Origin of the sequence: Cobetia sp. 1CM21F (assembly GCF_023161745.1) — a bacterium.
In the GTDB taxonomy this organism is placed as follows: domain Bacteria; phylum Pseudomonadota; class Gammaproteobacteria; order Pseudomonadales; family Halomonadaceae; genus Cobetia; species Cobetia amphilecti.
This window is the reverse complement of record NZ_JALNTQ010000003.1, coordinates 310,551-328,779: the sequence shown is the minus strand read 5'-3', so window position 1 is coordinate 328,779 and position 18,229 is coordinate 310,551. Positions and strand designations below refer to the sequence as shown.

The following is an 18,229-nucleotide window of genomic DNA, read 5'->3' as shown; positions in this document are numbered from 1 at the left end:
CAGTCTCTGCGCTCACGGCTGCGGAAGGTATCGCGCAGAGCGCGGAACACACTTCATGGCAGCGCGACCGGCAAGAGTCTGACAGCACTATCTTACAGTCTGATAACACCTCGCGAATGACGCAGATCAAACGCATACCAGATCAGGGGGTGTCCGCCGCACCGTTCTTCAGACGGGCGTCAGACGGGTATTCATGGGCTTGAAGCCAAAAAAATCCCGACCAAAGGCCGGGAAAACACTCTCAGGCAGAACAGGACCTATCTCGGAAGCAACGCGGCTCGCCGCAGGTCGACCAGGACGCTGAACAGTCGTCAGCGGTATCACGGAAATCTCGACTCCACCTGCAGTGCCAGACATTCAGTTTCGTTGCCTAGGGCAACAAGCCCGCGACCAGGGCGAAACAACGAATCCGACTGGCACTGAGGTAAAAATTCTTGTGCGCCCTCACACGCACTGGCGAACACTGGACCTTACAGGCGCTTGCTTCAGGCCGATGCATCCAGCTGCTGGACCACCTTCTGCGCCATCAGGGCCGGGTCAATCGCAGCTCGCTTGCGGGCACTGACTTCAAGGCGATCACGCAACATGAACCAGACACCCAGAAACTCATCACATTCTGCACAACTGACGATGTCATCATCTGCCGGGGAATCTTCGAGGTGAACCCGGTTGCTGCCACAGCGTGAACACTCCATGGGAACCTTGCGTACTGTGTTCATCTCGATGCCCTCCATTGGATCCATGATGAAAACCTTGTGCTCGAAACCGGTGGAGCGGGCGGCATGACGATGTGAAAACTTGCGGCAACCTGACAAGGGATTGAAAAAGCGGCTCTGCGGCTCCATCAATGTTGTATCAGGTGATCTCCTGCCTGCCCCGCCGTGCTTCGACAGTTGCAAAGTTAGACACTTCCAAAACCGTGTACAAGTTTTAACGCGTATCAGAACGTATCTGTATAGCTAATGTAGACGCATTGGCAGGCGTTTTCGTGTGCGCTGATCAAGCGTTTACCTCTCCCCATGCGCCCGCTGTGGCACGAGAGCGCCCCGCCAGAGCCGTGTAACACTTCGCTACAAAAAAGCCTCTTTTGACGTGTAAAAACATCCTGCTCCACTCTTCAGGCAGCCAATCAGCGAGCAGAAAAAGCCTTGAACGCGCGCTGATTGCGGCATATCCACGTGCCTTGTCTCGACTTCTTGCCTTGAACGGCGTGAGCATTGATATCCATGCAATCCTTCAGCACCTCACCTCCCTGCTCGCCCCCTCTACTCGAACCCTTCGTCAGGCCCTGCTGACAGAGCGCTTGCGGGCGGCCTGTTCGCGACAGGTACGAAGCACCAGAAAGGTCACTCTCGTGGCACGACGACATTGCCCCTTTACACCTTGCATGTGACAGACAGAGGAATTCTCGTACAAGTTTTTCTTTCACCCCCTTGAAACTTGTCGGTCTCGTCAGGATCTCAGTGGGTAGGGTCATGGTTCTGGCGAATCATTTGCGCCACGAGCGAGAAGGAAGCGCTTGAGGGACCGGACCAGAAGTACCGATTCAACACGCAAGGAGTACGGCATGAGCAATATGAACCGCAAACAGATTCTGGGTGCGATCACCGCGACCACGCTGCTGTCCACTACCAGCATGGCCATGGCCAGTCCGCAGGGGCTCTACTCCGCAGATGAGCTGATGGATGCCGATGTCTACCTGCAGAACGATGACAACAACGTGATCGGTGAAGTCGAGGACATCCTGCTCGACGACAACATGCAGGTCGCCGCTCTGGTCGTCGAAAGCGATGACTCCATGGGGCTGGACGAGAACCAGTACGTCGTGGAAACGGGCAAGTTCACCCTCGAGACCGAACAGGGTGATGATCTGGATGCCCTGGAATATCGCATCCACCTCGACATGGATGTGAGCGAGTTCGAGCAGCAGCCGAACTACACCACCGACTGGTGGCAGGACACGCGCAAGAGCGCCGCAGCGGCCTGGGATGAAACCAAGAACACCGCTGCCAGCGCCTGGCAGGACACTCGTCAAGCGACCGCCAATGCGCTGACCACCGCCGGCAACGCCATCAGCGGTGCCGCCAATGACACTGAGCAGGAAATGGCAGAAGAGACTCAGTGATAGCGACCCTGCAAGAGATCACCCGAATCGGATGATCCTCGCCAATGCAGAGGAAAACGCCTCATGCCCCACGGCATGGGGCGTTCATGGTTCAGGACCACGAGAAATCACGCCATTGATGCACTGGCGGGGGGAAAGAAGGGAAAGAAAGAACAGCAAGAGAGGCCGGAGTGACAGGCACAAAAAAAGCCGCCATTGGCGACTTGTCGGGGCACTGGAGCTTTTTAGCATCAGCTGAATGTAACCCCACTGGCAGGCATGCATGGTGGGCCCAGCAGGACTTGAACCTGCGACCAATCGATTATGAGTCGAGTGCTCTAACCAACTGAGCTATGGGCCCATGCAGCGCGCATATGATAGCGAAAGCATGAGCCTCGGGAAAGCCCGAAAACTCAACAACATAGCGATTCTCCCCTCTCGGCTGCGACGCGAGATGTGCGTTGATCATCCCCGTCAGCCTGCGGCTGCGACGAGTGTCGCGAACCCTTGGAGCCGCCGCCTGTCCAATGTCCCATCTGCAGCATCGAATCTTTTCCAGGCGCTCATGGCGGGCCTCGCCCGATCAAGCCCCTGGCCATCAGGAGTCATGACATGTCATTGCCTTTCTCTCGCTGGACCCGCGCCCTGAGTCGCACGCTTGCGCGTCGCTCGACCGGCAAACCCGCCAGCCGCCTCACCACCACAGCCGCCAAAAGCCGCTTCGGCGCCCCGATCAAGGCCGCGGCACTGGCCTTCGCCATGAGTGGCATCGGTGTCAGCCTGCCGACACAGGCCGCCTGGCAGCTGGTGCCCGACAGCAGCGGCGCTACCGCGACGCTGACCGCGCAGGGCAGCCAGGGCAATGTGGAGCACGTGCATCATCTCAATGGCCTGAGCGGCACCGTGGGAGATGACGGCAAGATGAGCATTCCCTTGAGCGTCGGACAGACCGATCTGCTCGACAAGGTCGGCGAGCTGCCGCCGTGGCTGTCCGGCGTCAGCCAGATGCGCCTGGCCACGCTGACCCTGAATCTTGATCCGCTGGCCATCGCGGCGCTGGAGCCCGGTCAGACGACGCGCATGCAGGTGCCCTTCTCGGCAACCGATGGCAACCGCACCCACCGCGAGACCCTGCCACTGGAGGTCACCCGTCAGGATGCCACCCACCTGACCTTCATCAACGCCGACCCCATTTCACTGGACAGTGCAGAAGTCGCCAGGAATCAGGTCGGCAGCACCCTGCTCAACCTGCTGGGCTACGGCAAGCTGGTAGGCGACATTCCCGTCACGCTGCAGGGCGAGATGGTCGACCAGTAACCTTCAGCACAGCGCGACGCCGCCAAGCGAGCGCGACCCAATCGCGAGCCTGCGCATCGCGTCATCAGAACCGCCCCACGGGGCGGTTTTTTTGTGTCGGTAGCAGCCGAGGATGACGGCCTGCGCCAGCCAGCGAGGGCGCGCATGACGGCGATGGTCAGCCCTCATGACACCACGACATAAGAGAATAATAAAAATAATTCTCATTCATGGTTCAGAAAGCTGACATCTGAACGTCTACCCACAGGAGAGAACGACGAACAAGAATCATTCCTATATAAATCATTCCGGATGGAACACCGCGCTCATGAAAGACTCCGCCGCACATAAAGCCACTCGCTCCCTGCTGATGACCCTGCCCAGGCACCCTCTGGCACTGGCGATTGGCCTTGGCCTGCCCTTCGCCGGTCAGGCCATGGCGGCCGACCACCGTGAGTCTCAGGACGAGACCCTCGACACCATGACGGTGACCACCACAGCGGCTACCAAGACCGACACCGGCTACCTGGAAACCCCACAGGCCGTCTCCACCATCACGCGCGACGATATCGACAAGCGCGCAGCCGAGACAGTCCAGCGTGCCGCGGACTACACGCCGGGCGTCTTCACCAACCAGATCGGTGCCTCCAACCGCTATGACTATCTGGTGCTGCGTGGCTTCTCCGATGGCAGTGTCAGCAACACCTTCCTGGATGGCCTGAAGCTGATGGGCGACTCGGGCTCCTACAGCTCGATGACCATCGACCCCTACTTCCTCGACAGCATCGAGGTGGTGAAAGGGCCGTCCTCCGTTCTCTACGGTCGCTCCTCCCCGGGTGGTCTGGTCGCGATGCAGTCCAAGCGCCCCGAGTTCCAGGACTCCGGCCAGGTCCGCTTCACCGTCGGCGATGACAACGAACGCAGCGCGGCCTTCGACCTCACCGGCCCGCTGGATGACGAGAAGCGTATCGCCTATCGCCTGACCGGCCTCGCCAGTGCCGAGGACACCCAGGTCGACTCCGTCGAGGAAGAGCGTTACGCCTTCTCGCCGCAGATCACCATGGACGTCACCGACGACACCACCGTCACTCTGATGGGCTACTTCCAGAAGGACCCGGAAGGCGGTTACCACTCCGGCCTGCCCTATGAAGGCACGGTGGTCAGCTACAACGGCACCAAGCTCGGCAACGACTTCTACGAAGGTGACGAGGACTACGAAGAGTTCGATCGCACCGAACGCATGCTCGGTTACGATTTCGAGCACCGCTTCAATGACGATGTGACTGCACGCCAGAAATTCCGCTATCTGCGCTCCGATGTCGACCTCGAGCAGGTCTACGCCTATGGCTGGGCCTCGGACACCGAGCTGACCCGCTACTACTCCGGCGGCGAAGAAAGCCTGCGCGCCTGGACCGTCGACAACCAGCTGGAGAGCCGCTTCTCCACCGGCGCCTTCGATCACACCCTGCTGTTCGGTGCCGACTATCAGACGCGCACCAATGACGTGGACTGGGAATACGGCACCGCCAGCACGCTGGATGTCTCCAGCAGCAGCGATGCCGATGTCTCCATCTATGCCACCGAGAACCAGAAGCGTGAACTGGACCAGACTGGTGTCTACCTGCAGGACCAGATCAGCTGGGGTCGCTGGAACCTGGCCGCCGGCCTGCGTCAGGACTGGGTCAACATCAAGAACACCGATCGTGACTACAACACCACCAGCGAGCTGAACGACAACGAGATGAGCGGCCGTATCGGCCTGATCTACGGCTTCGACAACGGCATCTCGCCCTATGTCAGCTACTCCACGTCCTTCTCGCCGAACTCCTACACTGATGAAGACGGTGACCTGCTCGACCCGACCACCGGCAAGCAGGTCGAGGTCGGCATGAAGTACCAGCCCAACGGCACGCGTGATCAGTACAGCGTCTCGCTGTTCCGCATCAATCAGGAAAACGTCGCCTCCAAGGACCCGGAAGACAGCTACTACACCGCCTACGGCGAGATCGAGTCCCAGGGCCTGGAGCTGGAAGCCCGCACTCAGGTGACCCGCGACTTCGCGCTGCAGGCCGGTTACAGCTACACCGACGTGACCTATGCCAAGGCGGAAGATGGCACCGAAGGCAACGATGCCAACCAGGTGCCCAAGCACCAGGTCAGCGTCTGGGGTGACTACGCCTTCAATGAAGGCCCGCTCACGGGGCTGAATGCCGGCCTTGGCGTGCGCTACTACGCCGACATGTGGGCGGATTCCGAGAACACCGAGAAGGTGCCGAACTACGCGCTGGTCGATGCCCTGGTCGGCTACGACCTGAGCCAGATCGGCTGGAGCGGCACCAGCGTGCAGCTCAACGTCAGCAACCTGTTCGACAAGGAATACATCGCGTCCTGCTACAACACCAGCTACTGCTACTACGGTGCAGAGCGCAGCATGACCGCGACACTGACCTATGATTTCTGATTTCGAAAACTCCGCAGTCCGTCGATTCTGAATCGACCCGCACGACCCGCCGGCGGCAAGGATGTCGCCGGCACCATCGCCCTGAACCACTCATCGTCTGATAGCTCTGGCGTGTCCAGCACATGACACCGGGGATGCCGGCCACCGTATTTGTCCGACACAGGGGCGCTCGGTGACGACTCACTCTGCCGATGCCCACGGCAGACGTGACTGACCACGCCGACGGCTTTGCCAATGGCTTGACCCACAGCTTCACCAACAGCAACAGCTTCACCAACAACAACGACCGCAAACGCGGCACTTGATGAATGTCCTGACTGGTCCTCGCACCTGAGCCATCTGTCCCAGCTGGCTGCGAGTCTCTTCCAAGTCTTTATCTGCGAACATTCGCATAAGGTTATGTAATGCACAGCCTTCAAGATTCCGCCGCCACCTACGGCGCTGCCGCAGGATCCTCCGTGTCTGACGCCCAGACCGACGCCTGTGCGCGCTCACTGTCCAGCTCGCCGCGCGCCGCCTTGTTCTCGCCTGCCAACATGGATGCCTGGCAGACAGGCATGGACCGCATCAGCCAGCTGGTGGCCGAACAGCTCGACAGTGTTCAAAAGCCGTTCAGTGGCATCACCCCGGAGGCCCTGCGTCCGGCCTTTGCCGACCTCGATCTCGAGACGCCCCTCGAGAACCTCGAAGCCGGCCTGGAGGAGCTCAAGTCGCTCTACCTGAAGGATGCCGTCTACTTCCATCACCCCCGCTACATCGCGCACCTCAACTGCCCGGTCGTGCTGCCCGGCGTGTGGGCCGAGAGCCTGCTGGGCGCGATCAATTCCTCACTCGACACCTGGGACCAGAGCGCCGGCGGCACCCTGATCGAGCAGCGCCTGATCGACTGGACCACCGAGCGCCTGGGCCTGGGCCCGACCGCCGATGGCATCTTCACCAGCGGCGGCACCCAATCCAACCTGATGGCGCTGCTGCTGGCGCGTGACGCGGTCTGCGAGAAGCTGCCCAACCACCCCGGCAACCAGACCCACGGCCTGCCGCCGGAAGCCGGACGCCTGCGCGTCTTCGCCTCCGGCATCAGTCATTTCAGTCTGCAGAAGGCCTGTGCCCTGCTCGGCCTCGGCCACAACGCCGTCATCCCAGTCGCCGTGGATGAGCGCCGCCGCATGGACCCCGTGGCCCTGCGTGACGCCCTCGACAATGCCCGCGCCGAAGGCCTGATCCCGATGGCCGTGGTCGCCACTGCCGGTACCACCGACTTCGGCAGCATCGACCCGCTGCAGGCCATCGGTCGTGAATGCCACGCCCGCGGCATCTGGTTCCATGTCGATGGCGCCTATGGCGGCGGCCTGATCACTTCTCGCCGCCACGGTCACTGGCTCAAGGGCACCGAGATGGCCGACTCCGTCACCATCGATTACCACAAGACCTTCTTCCAGCCGGTCAGCTGCAGTGCCTGCGTGGTACGTGATCGCACCCAGCTGCGCCACGTCACCTATCACGCCGACTACCTCAACCCGGAGCTTCAGGCCCGCGAAGGCACGCCGGATCAGGTCAACAAGAGTCTGCAGACCACGCGTCGTTTCGACGCCCTGAAACTGTGGATGACACTGCGCCTGATGGGCGCCGATGCCCTCGGCGACATGCTCGATTGCGTGATCGACCTCACCCGCGAGGGCTACCAGCTGCTCGAGGCGGCGCCGGACATCGATGTCGTCCAGGCGCCGGAGCTCAGCACCCTGGTGTTCCGCTTCCATGACGCCAGTGAAGAGACCCTCAGCGCCGAGCAGTGGGACGCCTTGAACCGCGAGATCCGCAAGCGCCTGTCACGCAGCGGTGAGGCCATCGTTGCCGCCACCAAGGTCTCGGGCCGTCAGTACCTGAAGTTCACTCTTCTGAATCCGGAAACGCGCCAGGAAGACCTGGCCGCCGTGGTCGAGTTGATCCGCCAGCACGGCCAGGCGCTGGTCAAGGCGCATCAGCTGGCCGTCAGCACCACCGCCCAACCGAACCATGGCGCACCACTGGCCGACATTCCGGCCGCCAGCCGTCGCAGTCACACCACAGAAGCCAAGGAAAGCCGTCATGCATGACACCTCGAACCCTCACGTCACAGACACTCTGGAAGCGCGCGATGATGTGCTGGACTTCGTTGCCATCGGCATCGGCCCCTTCAACCTCAGCCTTGCCTGTCTGAGCGAGCCGCTGGAAGACGTCCAGGGCGTCTTCCTCGAGCGCAAGGCCGCCTTCGACTGGCACCCGGGCATGCTGCTGGAAGATGCCAGCATGCAGACGCCCTTCATGGCGGACATGGTCTCGCTGGCCGACCCGACCAGCCACTTCAGCTTCCTCAACTATCTGAAGCTGCATGACAAGCTCTACAACTTCTACATCCGCGAAGACTTCTTCCTGCTGCGTCGCGAGTACAACCAGTACTGCCAGTGGGCGGCGCGCGAGCTGAGCTGCCTGCGCTTCGATCACGACGTCCAGGACATCCAGCATGTCGGCGACATCTATGTCGTGCGCGGCACTCGCCCCAGCACCGGCGAAGCCTTCGCCTATCGCGCACGCAAGCTGGTGCTGGGCACCGGCACCCAGCCCTATCTGCCGCAAGCCGCCGATGCCGTGCGTGACGTGGTGCCGGTCGCGGGCAGCCGCGTGTGTCACAACGCCCACTATCTGGCGCGCAAGGAGGAGCTGACCTCCCAGCCGGCCATCACCATCATCGGCTCCGGCCAGAGCGCCGCCGAGATCTATCTCGACCTGCTGCGTGAGATCGACCAGCACAGCTACCAGCTCAACTGGATCACGCGCTCGCCGCGCTTCTTCCCGCTGGAATACGGCAAGCTGACGCTGGAGATGACCTCGCCGGATTACATCGATTACTTCCACGCCCTGCCGCGTGAGCAGCGCAACACCCTGCTGGCGACCCAGAAGGGCCTCTACAAGGGCATCAATCTCGAGCTGATCGACGAGATCTACGACACCCTCTACGCCAAGCAGCTGCAAGGCGTGGTGCCCACCACCCTGATGACCAATACCGAACTGACCTCGCTGAACAAGCAAGAGACCGACGGCGACTTCACGCTGGGGCTCTATCAGCGCGAACAGCAGCAGGCCTGGCGTCATGACACCAGCGCCGTGGTGCTGGCCACGGGCTATCACTACGTGGCACCGCCCTTCCTGCGCAGCATCGAGTCACGCATTCGTCGTGACGAGGAAGGCCGCTACGCCGTCGGTCGCTTCTACGCCGTCGACACGCAAAGCACCGCAGACGCTGACGGCAACGAGGGCGATCAATCACCGTTCGCCGGCGAGATCTTCGTCCAGAATGCCGAGCTGCATACCCACTCGCTGGCCGCGCCTGACCTGGGCATGGCCTGCTATCGCAACAGCTGCATCCTGCGCGCCATCACCGGTCGTGAGGTCTATACCATCGAGCGCCGCATCGCCTTCCAGAGCTTCGGCGCGCCCGGCTCTGAAAAGGGCTGTGGCAATGGCTTTACACCACTGCCCGCCGCACACCTGCCCTACGGCGAGACGGATATTCACGCCGGCACCGCCTCTACCGACGCCGTCTCTGACACCCAGGCCAACACGACTCACACCGCTGCACCGCAACACCGGGAGACCACCGCATGAACATGCCAGTCGACATCACCAGCGCCGCAAGCGCCGAACAGTCCAGCAGCGCGGCAAGTTCTCACAGTGCGGCGACCCCGTCACAACAGATATTCGGGACGACCTCACTCGCCGCGCCTGCAACGATCAATCTGCTCAGCCCGGCGCCGGGAACGCGCTTCACCCGCCGCGCGGTGGAGCTGGAACAAGCCCAGGCACGCCTGCGCAAGCCGCAGGATGACAGCACGAGCGAGCGCGCCGAATTCGCGCTGCGCCCGCTCGACCTTGCCGCCGACATGGCGATGGTGGATGAGTGGACCAGCGGTGATCGCGCCAGCTTCTGGGGCATGAGTGATGACCTAATCACCACCAAGTACGACTTCTACCAGGGCCTGGAAGACAGCCAGCACGCCCAGGGCTGGGTCGGTTTCTACAACGACCAGCCGGCCTTTCTGGTCGAACTCTATGACCCGGCGCACGACCCGCTCGGCAAGCATTACAGTGTGCAGCCCGGCGACTTCGGCATGCACTTCCTCGTCGCGCCGCGCAGCGAGGACCAGGCCCCCATCAGCGGCTTCTCGCGGGCGGTGATCGAATCGATCATGGCGATGATCTTCGCCGGCCAGTTCCGCGATGAGCATGCCGATGAAGGGAAAGATGCAGTCCGTCCCGTGTCCCGTGTGGTGGTGGAGCCGGACAGCCGCAATCGCGCCATTCACCCGCTGAATTCCGCGGTGGGCTTCGTCGATCATGGCCCGCTGGATCTCGACGGCAAGCCGGCGCGCCTGTGCTTCTGCACCCCGCAGGACTTCCGCGCCGCCCTGGCCACTCGCAGCCCGCGTCTGGACAGCGGCGTGACCGCCAACCCGGCCGCGGCCAGCCAGCATCTCACCGGCCCGGACTGGCAGCAGGCCAATCGCCTGCTGGTGCGCAAGGCACTGGCCGAGTTCAGCCACGAGCGTCTGATCCACCCGCAATGCGCCGATGACTGCGGCACCCGCACCGCCTGCCAGAGCCATGACAACTGGCATCACTTCCGCCTGCCGCTGGCAGCGCAGGTCAGCGACACGCCGCCGGTCAGCCGCCGCGCGGCGGAATATCGCTTCGTGGCGCGCCGTTTCCAGCTCGATCACTGGCTGATCGATGCCGCCTCCATCCAGCGTCTGGATGCCGACGGCAACGCCCTGCCGCTGGACGCGCGTGAGCTGATTCTGGAACTCAACGACGTGCTGGAGATTCCGCCGCGTCTGCTGCCGGTCTATCTCGAGGAGGTCAGCGCCACGCTCGCCTCCAGCGCATGGAAGATGCAGCGCGCCGTGCGCGAGAATCAGTCCGCCCGCGTGCTGGCAGGTGCCTCCTTCCAGACCCTGGAATCGGCGATGAGCGAAGGCCACCCGTGCTTCGTCGCCAACAATGGCCGCATGGGCTTCGATGCGCTGGACTATCGCGCCTACGCGCCGGAAGCCGCGCAGCCGTTCTCGCTGGTGTGGATCGCCGTGCATCGCGACAACGCCCATTACTCGGCCGTGGATGGTCTCGATCCGCGCCGTCTGCTCGAGGAAGAGCTGGGTGAAGCCGAGCTGGCACGCCTGGAACAGCAGTTGACCGAGAAGGGCCTTGCGCCCTCCGACTACCTGATGATGCCGGTGCACCCGTGGCAGTGGAGCCACAAGCTGGCGATCACCTTCGCCGCCGAGATCGCCAGCCAGCACATCGTCTGTCTCGGCCTGGGGGAGGACCGCTATCAGGCGCAGCAGTCGATCCGCACGCTCTACAACCGCAATCAGCCGAACCGTCGCTACGTGAAGGTGGCGCTGTCGATCCTCAACATGGGCTTCATGCGCGGCCTGTCGCCCTATTACATGCGTGCCACTCCGGTCATCAATCAGTGGCTGCAGGGCCTGATCGATTCGGACCCGTCCTTCGAGAAGTGGGGCTTCCGCCTGCTGCGTGAAGTCGCGGCCATCGGCTATCGCGATGATGTGCTGGAAGACGCGGACCCTGCGGCCGTCGGCTATCGCAAGATGCTGGCCAGCCTGTGGCGCGAGAGCCCGGAAGACGTCAAGGACGAGGGCGAGCGCCTGATGACCATGGCCGCGCTGCTGCATGTCGACAACGATGAGAAGGCCTTGCTGCCGGCGCTGATCGAGCGTTCCGGCATCGGCGCCGAAGCGTGGATCGACAAGTGGCTGACGGCTTACATGACGCCGCTGCTGCACTGCTACTTCAAGCACGACCTGGTGTTCATGCCACACGGCGAGAACCTGATCATGCGTCTGCGCGATGGCGTGCCATGTGGTGCGCTGATGAAGGACATCGCCGAGGAAGCGGCGCTGTTCGCCACCGAGGAGACGCGTGCTCTCGAACTGCCGGCAGGGGTCGAGCGTCTGGTGGTCGAGGTGCCGGAACCGATCCGCATCCTGTCGCTGCTCACCGATGTCTTCGACTGCATCTTCCGCTTCGCGGTACCGCTGCTGGTGCGCGAGCAGGTGATGACGGAGGAGGCCTTCTGGTCTCGCGTCGCGGCCTGCATCCATGACTATCAGGATGCCCACCCGGAGATGGCCGACAAGTTCGCGCGTCATGATCTGTTCGCACCGCGCTTCACGCTGTCGTGCCTCAACCGCCTGCAGCTGCGCAACAACCAGCAGATGGTCGATCTCACCGATCCGTCCGGCGCCCTGCAGCTCAAGGGCGAGCTGGATAACCCCATCGCGGCCTTCGCCCGCCGCTGAGCGGTGACACTTGGCGATCACCAGGTCGCGATGACCTGGTGATCGCCATGACCCGTCAGCCAAGACCCGTCAGCCAAGACCCGTCAGCCAAGACCAGCTAACTACGACCAGCTAACTACGACCAGCTAACTACGGCCAGCTAACTACGGCCAGCTAACTACGACCAAGCAGCACCGGGACCGCCCTCGTCATGCACGGGGGCGGTCCTTGGCGTGCCTGACACACAATCATTGATAATGATTCGTAACAACAATACCATTACCCTCCCATCACGACAGATCTCATTGCGAGCCGTGGATGTCCTCTCACGCCAAGCCCCCAGTTCGGCCTCATCGCGACACGGATGAGCGAACGCCTGACGCACACGGGCCAGAAGCTGAATCGCCCGCTGAGCTGCAGGCTTGTGCTGCACAGCAATACCGCCACTCGCTGGACCAGCTGTTTGCCGAGCATCGTCACGAACTGACCGGCTTTCTGGTGCGCCAGCTGGGCTCGCATGAGCTGGCGGAAGACATCAGCCATGAGGTCTATCTGCGCCTGCGCCTGACCGGCGACTGGCCTGCCAACCCGCGCGCCTGGCTGTTTCGCATCGCTCGCAATCTGATCATCGATCATCACCGCCACCAGTCCCGCGCACCGGAATTCGAATCGGTGTCCGAGGGCGATGAGCGCGTGGCGGCCGCCCATCTGGACCCGGAGAGGAGCCTGGCGCGCCGCCAGAAGCTGCAGGTCGTCGATGCGGCACTCTCCGAGCTGGCGGGCCATTTTCGCCTCGCCCTGACCTGGTATCGCCTCGAGGGCCTGACCAAGCGTGAGATCGGCGAGCGACTCGGCGTGTCCGAGCGCATGGCGGGCCGCTACGTCACCCAGGCGCAGCAGCACTGCGAGATGCGACTGGCCGCGGCGGGCTGTTATCGCAATGAAGTCAGCCGCGACTGCGCCGCCTGCCAGCAGGACACCGCGGATTCGCCGCCAGCCGTGCGCCAAACGTCAGCCGCGCCCGGCAAGGCGCGACGACGAAGCCGGCGTGCTGACATCCCGACAACAAGAGGCGATCAGCACTGATGGCCCCGCGGAGCACGGATGGGCGAACGTCTCCGCGTCATGTCGCCCAGAATGAATCGCCCTTAGCCTGACGCCCTAGCCTGACGCCCTGACCACGGATGACGATGCTTTCATGTTCACTCTCGACCACCTGCGCTTTGACCTCGGCGAGCGCTGCCTGCTCAAGACGCAGTCTCTCGATTTCGCCCCCGGCCAGGTGCATGGCCTGATTGGCCACAATGGCTCCGGCAAGTCGACACTGCTCAAGCTGCTGGCGCGTCAGAACACGCCGACCAGTGGCAAGCTGGCGCTGGACGATCGCCCGCTCTCGCAGTTCGGCAGTCGGGAATTCGCGCGGGCAGTGGCCTACCTGCCGCAGCATCTGCCGGCGGCCGAAGCGCTGACCGGCCGCGAGCTGGTCGCCTTCGGCCGTTATCCGTGGCACGGCCTGCTCGGCCGTCCCGGCCCCAAGGATGAAGAAGCCATCGAGCGCGCCATCGCGCTGACCCACACCGAAGCCTTCGCCGAACAGCAGGTCGATACCCTCTCCGGTGGCGAACGTCAGCGCGTGTGGCTGGCCATGCTGCTGGCCCAGGGCAGCCGCTATCTGCTGCTGGATGAACCGCTGGCGGCGCTGGATATCGCCCATCAGATCGAGGTGATGGAGCTGGTCTCGCACCTGAGCCACACCCTGGGGCTGGGCATCATCATCGTGCTGCACGACATCAATCTGGCGGCGCGTTACTGCGATCGCCTGGTGGCGCTGCACGGCGGCCAGGTGCTGGCTGAAGGCGCGCCCGACGCGATGATGAACCCCGTCACGCTCAAGGATATCTACGGCGTCGAGATGCAGGTGATCACCCCGCCGCAGAGCCAGCAGCAGATCGCGGTGCCGCTATGAAGTGGCTGTTGGCACTGATCAGTCTGAGCCTGCTGGCGGTGGGGTCCGCCAGCGCTGCCGCAACGGATGAGGCAGCTCGGCCACCGGCCGGCTTCGTCGATCGCCCCATCGTGGCACTGGACTGGACCCTGGCCGAGACCCTGACCGGAATCGGAGTGCGCGCCATGGGCGTGGGCCAGGTCGCGACCTACGCAAGCTGGGTGAACCAACCGGCGCTACCGCAGGGCACGCGGGACCTCGGCCTGCGCACCCAGCCGAACCTGGAGCAGCTGGCCGCCCTCGCCCCCGCCGACATCCTGATCAGCCCGATGCTGTCCAGCCTCGCGCCGCGCCTGTCGGCCATCGCGCCGGTCACCAGCATCGCCATCTATACCCCGGACGCCGATACCTGGCAGACACTGGTCAAGGCGACCCGCCAGCTGGGCAAGCTGACGCAGCGCGAGCCCCAGGCCGAACAGCTGATTCGCCTGAGCACCGCTCGCCTGGCGGGTTACAACGCCGCGCTGCGCCAGCAGGCGGCACGCAAGGGTCAATCGCCCCTGCCGCTGTTGATGGTGCAATTCATGGATGATCGCCATGTGCGCATCTTCGGCGACAACAGCCTGTTCCAGGCCGTGATCGAGCGCATGGGCATCGACAACGCCTGGCAAGGGGACACCAACGCCTGGGGCTTCGCCACCGTCAGTCTCGAGAAGCTGGTGACGCTAAAGGGGCGCATGGTGGTGGTGGAACCGTTGCCGCCCGGCGGACACCAGGCACTGGCACATAACGGTCTGTGGCAGGCAATGCCCGGCGTGCGCGAGAACAGCCAGGCCTCGGCGCCGCTGTTCCTGCCGCCGGTCTGGAGCTTCGGCGCCCTGCCCTCGGCCAATCGTTTCGCCGCACTGCTCGCCAGCCATCTGATTGATGATGAGGCGACACTTGAGGGGGAGACCACCGATGGCAACCACTGAGCAGGCCATGAGCACTCGCCCCGCATCAAACCATCGCCCGCTGCACCTCACGCCGGGCCGGGCCTGCAGCCTGTTGGCCCTGGCCCTGGTGGTGCTGGGCAGCCTCGCGCTCAACCGTGAAGGCCTGAGCCTGATGCAGGGCCTGACCGCACTGTGGGCCTCGCCCGACTTCAGCGCTACGGCCAGTCTCGGCCAGGCAGACAGTGCACTGCTTTCTGCGCAGCTGGTGGCGCATGTCAGCTGGTGGCCGCGTCTGGTCTGCGCGCTGCTGGCCGGTGGCGCGCTGGGCATGGCCGGCGTGCTGATGCAGCAGGTGCTGCGCAATCCACTGGCCGCGCCCACCACCCTCGGCGTCGCCAGTGGCGCGAGTCTGGCGATGATGCTGGCGACGCTGTTCGCCCCGGCGCTGATGGCTGGCACGGGCGTCTCAGCCGGCATGGGGGATGACGGCTTCCAGCTGGGCCGTGAATGGGTCGCGCTGGCCGGCGGCCTGGCCGCCATGGGGCTGGTGTTCGCGCTGGCCTGGGCGCGAGGCATGTCGCCGACCGTGGTGGTGCTGGCAGGGCTGGTGGTCAACCTCTATATCGGCGCGTTGGGCATGGTGCTGTTGCTGTTCAATCAGGAGGCTCTGCACGGCACCCTGGTATGGGGCGCAGGCTCGCTGGCCCAGAACAGCTGGGATGGCGTGATCACGCTGCTCACCCGCCTGCTGCCGGGCATGTTGCTGGCGCTGGTGCTGATGCGCCCGCTGGCGGTGCTGGATCTCGACGAGGCCAACGCCAGAAGCCTGGGCGTCTCGCTGCGCAAGCTGCGCCTGATGAGTCTGGGACTGGCGGTATTTCTCAGCGCCTGCGTGGTCAGCGTGCTGGGCATCATCGGCTTCATCGGTCTGGCCGCGCCGGCCTGTGTGCGTCTGATGGGGGCGCGCCGCCTGGGCCAGCGCCTGCTATGGGCACCATTGTTCGGGGCGCTGCTGCTGGCGGTGACGGACCAGGTGGTCGCCAGCCTCGATGGCCTGCTGCCCAACCTGATTCCGACCGGCGCGATGACGGCGGCCCTCGGCGCGCCGCTGCTGCTGTGGCTGATTCCGCGCCTCAAGATGGCGCAGGGGGCTGGCCCCGCCAGTCATCACGGCATGTCACTGACGCATCGTCACCCCCGCCCCGACCGCCTGCTCGGCTGGCTGCTGGCCGGGGTCTGCGTGGCCCTGATGCTGGCACTGCTGGTCGGCAATGGCGCCGATGGCTGGACCCTGGGCAGTGACATGCTCGAACAGTTGCTGACCGGCCAGACCAGCGTGCTGGACTTCCGCCTGCCACGAGTACTGGCGGCGGCAGGCGCCGGCGTGCTGCTGGCCCTGGCCGGCACCCTGTTGCAGCGCCTGACCAGCAACCCGATGGCCAGCCCCGAGATTCTCGGCATCAGCGGCGGTACCGCCATCGCCCTGATGCTGACGCTGCTGCTGGTCCCGGCGCCGGGGCAACTGACCCTGCTGGGCGCAGGCATCTGCGGGGCGCTGGCCTGTCTGGCACTACTGGTGGTGCTCAATCATCGCAGTGGCTTCATTCCCGAACGCGTGCTGCTGTGCGGGGTGGCGATCACGGCGCTCTACGATGCGGTGCGCGGCATCATCCTCGCCGATGGCGACCCGCGCGGTCAGCAGATTCTGGCCTGGCTGTCCGGCTCCACCTATTACGTGGGTCTCTCCGCGGCGGTCGGCGTGCTCGCGCTGGCGGTCATCGCGGTCCTGCTGGTGCGTCCGCTGGCGCGCTGGCTGGATATCCTGCCGCTGGGCATGGCGAGCGCCAGTGCGCTGGGCATCGGCGTGACCCGCGCCCGCCTGGTGCTGTTGGGTGCGGTGGCGGTGCTGACCGCGCTGGCGACCCTGATCGTCGGCCCGCTGTCCTTCGTCGGCCTGCTGGCCCCGCATCTGGCGCGCCTGCTGGGCCTGAGCCGCGCCCGCGAGCACATGCTCGGCGCGGTGCTGTGCGGCGCGCTGTTGATGGTGCTGGCCGACTGGCTGGGCCGCCAGCTGCTGTCGCCCTACGAGATTCCCGCCGGCCTGATGGCCTCGCTGATCGGCGGCAGCTACTTCCTGTGGAGCCTGCGCAGAAGCTGACGCGCATACGCACACGCACAAACGACGAAGCCCGCCACCGAAAGGTCGCGGGCTTCGTCATTGGTGGAGTCTGTGAGGTTCATGAACAACAGAGTGAGCTGACGGACGCAGCCCGGGCTCAGTTGCCGAACACCACCGTGCGCTTGTCATGCAGGAAGACACGACGCTCGAGGTGATAACGCACGCCGCGCGACAGGGTCAGGCACTCGATATCACGGCCCTTGGCGATCAGATCTTCGGGATAGTGGGCGTGATCCACCGTCTCGACGCCCTGGGTGATGATCGGCCCTTCATCGAGATCATCATTGATGTAGTGCGCGGTGGCACCAACCAGCTTGACGCCCTTCTCGTAGGCCTGGTGATAGGGGCGCGCGCCCTTGAAGCCCGGCAGCAGCGAGTGGTGGATGTTGATCGCCCGCCCCGAGAGCTTCTCGCACATGTCGCTCGACAGCACCTGCATGTAGCGCGCCAGAATCACCAGCTCAGCCCCGGTGTCCTGCACGATCTGCCATACCCTGGCCTCCTGCTCGGCCTTGGTCTCGGCGGTGATCGGCAGGTGGTGATACGGCAGGCCATGCCACTCGGCCAGCGGTGCCATGTCCGGATGGTTGGAGATGACGGCGGTGATGTCCATCGGCAGCTGGCCGATGCGATGCCGGTAGAGCAGGTCGTTCAGGCAGTGGTCCGAGCGCGAGACCATGATGACCACCTTCATGCGCTCATCCGGCGCACTCAGGCTGACGTCCATCTCGAAGTCGGCGGCACGCGTGCCCAGGCCCTGCTCGAAACTCGCGGCATCGAAGCCATCATCGAGGGCACCGGCCTCGGTCTGCGGACGAAATTCGGCCCGGATGAAGAAGCGCCCCGACAGGCGGTCATCGAAGGAATTGAGCTCGGTGATATAGCAGCCCTGCTCGCGCAGGTAGCGTGTCACGACGTCCACCGTGCCGATGCGGCTGGGACATTGGGCGGTCAGAATCCAGGTATCACGCATA

The 18,229-nt window shown here is 63.9% G+C and carries 12 protein-coding genes and 1 tRNA gene; 10 read left to right on the top strand and 3 right to left on the bottom strand.

Annotated features, from left to right (window positions below):
• Nucleotides 1-485: 485 nt before the first annotated feature.
• Nucleotides 486-899: a hypothetical protein gene (locus tag MSG32_RS12710; RefSeq protein WP_159055792.1), complete on the bottom strand. Its 414-nt coding sequence runs from the start codon at nt 897-899 to the stop codon at nt 486-488.
• Between the two features lie 668 nt (nt 900-1,567).
• On the opposite strand from MSG32_RS12710, the gene MSG32_RS12705 reads away from it, so the two are divergent.
• A complete protein-coding gene (locus tag MSG32_RS12705) occupies nt 1,568-2,125 on the top strand; it encodes a PRC-barrel domain containing protein (RefSeq protein ID WP_248380010.1) in 558 nt (185 codons plus the stop codon).
• A 263-nt stretch (nt 2,126-2,388) separates the two neighbouring features.
• Here MSG32_RS12705 and MSG32_RS12700 read toward each other — a convergent pair.
• Nucleotides 2,389-2,465: transfer RNA gene (locus MSG32_RS12700), tRNA-Ile, on the bottom strand.
• A gap of 251 nt (nt 2,466-2,716) precedes the next feature.
• On the opposite strand from MSG32_RS12700, the gene MSG32_RS12695 reads away from it, so the two are divergent.
• The 9 genes from MSG32_RS12695 (at nt 2,717) to fhuB (ending at nt 17,234) form a co-directional block, all read left to right on the top strand.
• Complete coding sequence (locus tag MSG32_RS12695; RefSeq protein ID WP_248380008.1) at nt 2,717-3,421, top strand: hypothetical protein; 705 nt, start codon at nt 2,717-2,719, stop codon at nt 3,419-3,421.
• 307 nt (nt 3,422-3,728) lie between these two features.
• Nucleotides 3,729-5,861, top strand: a complete 2,133-nt coding sequence (locus MSG32_RS12690) for a TonB-dependent siderophore receptor (protein ID WP_248380006.1) — start codon at nt 3,729-3,731, stop codon at nt 5,859-5,861.
• A gap of 458 nt (nt 5,862-6,319) precedes the next feature.
• Nucleotides 6,320-7,954: an aspartate aminotransferase family protein gene (locus MSG32_RS12685; protein ID WP_248380004.1), complete on the top strand. Its 1,635-nt coding sequence runs from the start codon at nt 6,320-6,322 to the stop codon at nt 7,952-7,954.
• Nucleotides 7,947-9,503: a SidA/IucD/PvdA family monooxygenase gene (locus MSG32_RS12680; protein ID WP_248380002.1), complete on the top strand. Its 1,557-nt coding sequence runs from the start codon at nt 7,947-7,949 to the stop codon at nt 9,501-9,503. Before MSG32_RS12685 ends, MSG32_RS12680 begins: the two co-directional genes overlap by 8 nt.
• On the top strand, nt 9,500-12,217 hold the full coding sequence (locus MSG32_RS12670; protein ID WP_282460365.1) for a GNAT family N-acetyltransferase: 2,718 nt from the start codon (nt 9,500-9,502) through the stop codon (nt 12,215-12,217). The genes MSG32_RS12680 and MSG32_RS12670 overlap by 4 nt, the downstream gene beginning before the upstream one ends.
• Nucleotides 12,218-12,514: 297 nt before the next feature.
• Nucleotides 12,515-13,282 (top strand): RNA polymerase sigma factor, encoded by a 768-nt coding sequence (locus MSG32_RS12665; RefSeq protein WP_248380000.1) that lies wholly within the window; start codon nt 12,515-12,517, stop codon nt 13,280-13,282.
• A 112-nt stretch (nt 13,283-13,394) separates the two neighbouring features.
• Nucleotides 13,395-14,162 (top strand): ATP-binding cassette domain-containing protein, encoded by a 768-nt coding sequence (locus MSG32_RS12660; RefSeq protein ID WP_043333135.1) that lies wholly within the window; start codon nt 13,395-13,397, stop codon nt 14,160-14,162.
• A gap of 8 nt (nt 14,163-14,170) precedes the next feature.
• The gene (locus MSG32_RS12655; RefSeq protein WP_248379998.1) at nt 14,171-15,115 is read left to right on the top strand and encodes an ABC transporter substrate-binding protein; all 945 of its coding nucleotides are present in this window, start codon (nt 14,171-14,173) and stop codon (nt 15,113-15,115) included.
• Nucleotides 15,102-17,234, top strand: coding sequence for a Fe(3+)-hydroxamate ABC transporter permease FhuB (fhuB, locus tag MSG32_RS12650; protein WP_248379996.1), 2,133 nt, complete (start codon nt 15,102-15,104; stop codon nt 17,232-17,234). Before MSG32_RS12655 ends, fhuB begins: the two co-directional genes overlap by 14 nt.
• Nucleotides 17,235-17,352: 118 nt before the next feature.
• Here the strand turns inward: fhuB and purU are convergent, their stop codons facing one another.
• Nucleotides 17,353-18,228, bottom strand: a complete 876-nt coding sequence (gene purU, locus MSG32_RS12645) for a formyltetrahydrofolate deformylase (RefSeq protein ID WP_107335546.1) — start codon at nt 18,226-18,228, stop codon at nt 17,353-17,355.
• Between the last annotated feature and the right edge of the window lies 1 nt (nt 18,229).

Excerpts from the sequence above, each read along its gene's own strand:
- MSG32_RS12705 (WP_248380010.1), top strand. The coding sequence starts at position 1,568 with ATGAGCAATATGAACCGCAAACAGATTCTGGGTGCGATCACCGCGACC.
- MSG32_RS12695 (WP_248380008.1), top strand. The coding sequence starts at position 2,717 with ATGTCATTGCCTTTCTCTCGCTGGACCCGCGCCCTGAGTCGCACGCTT.
- MSG32_RS12690 (WP_248380006.1), top strand. The coding sequence starts at position 3,729 with ATGAAAGACTCCGCCGCACATAAAGCCACTCGCTCCCTGCTGATGACC.
- MSG32_RS12680 (WP_248380002.1), top strand. The coding sequence starts at position 7,947 with ATGCATGACACCTCGAACCCTCACGTCACAGACACTCTGGAAGCGCGC.
- MSG32_RS12670 (WP_282460365.1), top strand. The coding sequence starts at position 9,500 with ATGAACATGCCAGTCGACATCACCAGCGCCGCAAGCGCCGAACAGTCC.
- MSG32_RS12665 (WP_248380000.1), top strand. The coding sequence starts at position 12,515 with ATGTCCTCTCACGCCAAGCCCCCAGTTCGGCCTCATCGCGACACGGAT.
- MSG32_RS12660 (WP_043333135.1), top strand. The coding sequence starts at position 13,395 with ATGTTCACTCTCGACCACCTGCGCTTTGACCTCGGCGAGCGCTGCCTG.
- fhuB (WP_248379996.1), top strand. The coding sequence starts at position 15,102 with ATGGCAACCACTGAGCAGGCCATGAGCACTCGCCCCGCATCAAACCAT.
- purU (WP_107335546.1), bottom strand. The coding sequence starts at position 18,228 with ATGCGTGATACCTGGATTCTGACCGCCCAATGTCCCAGCCGCATCGGC.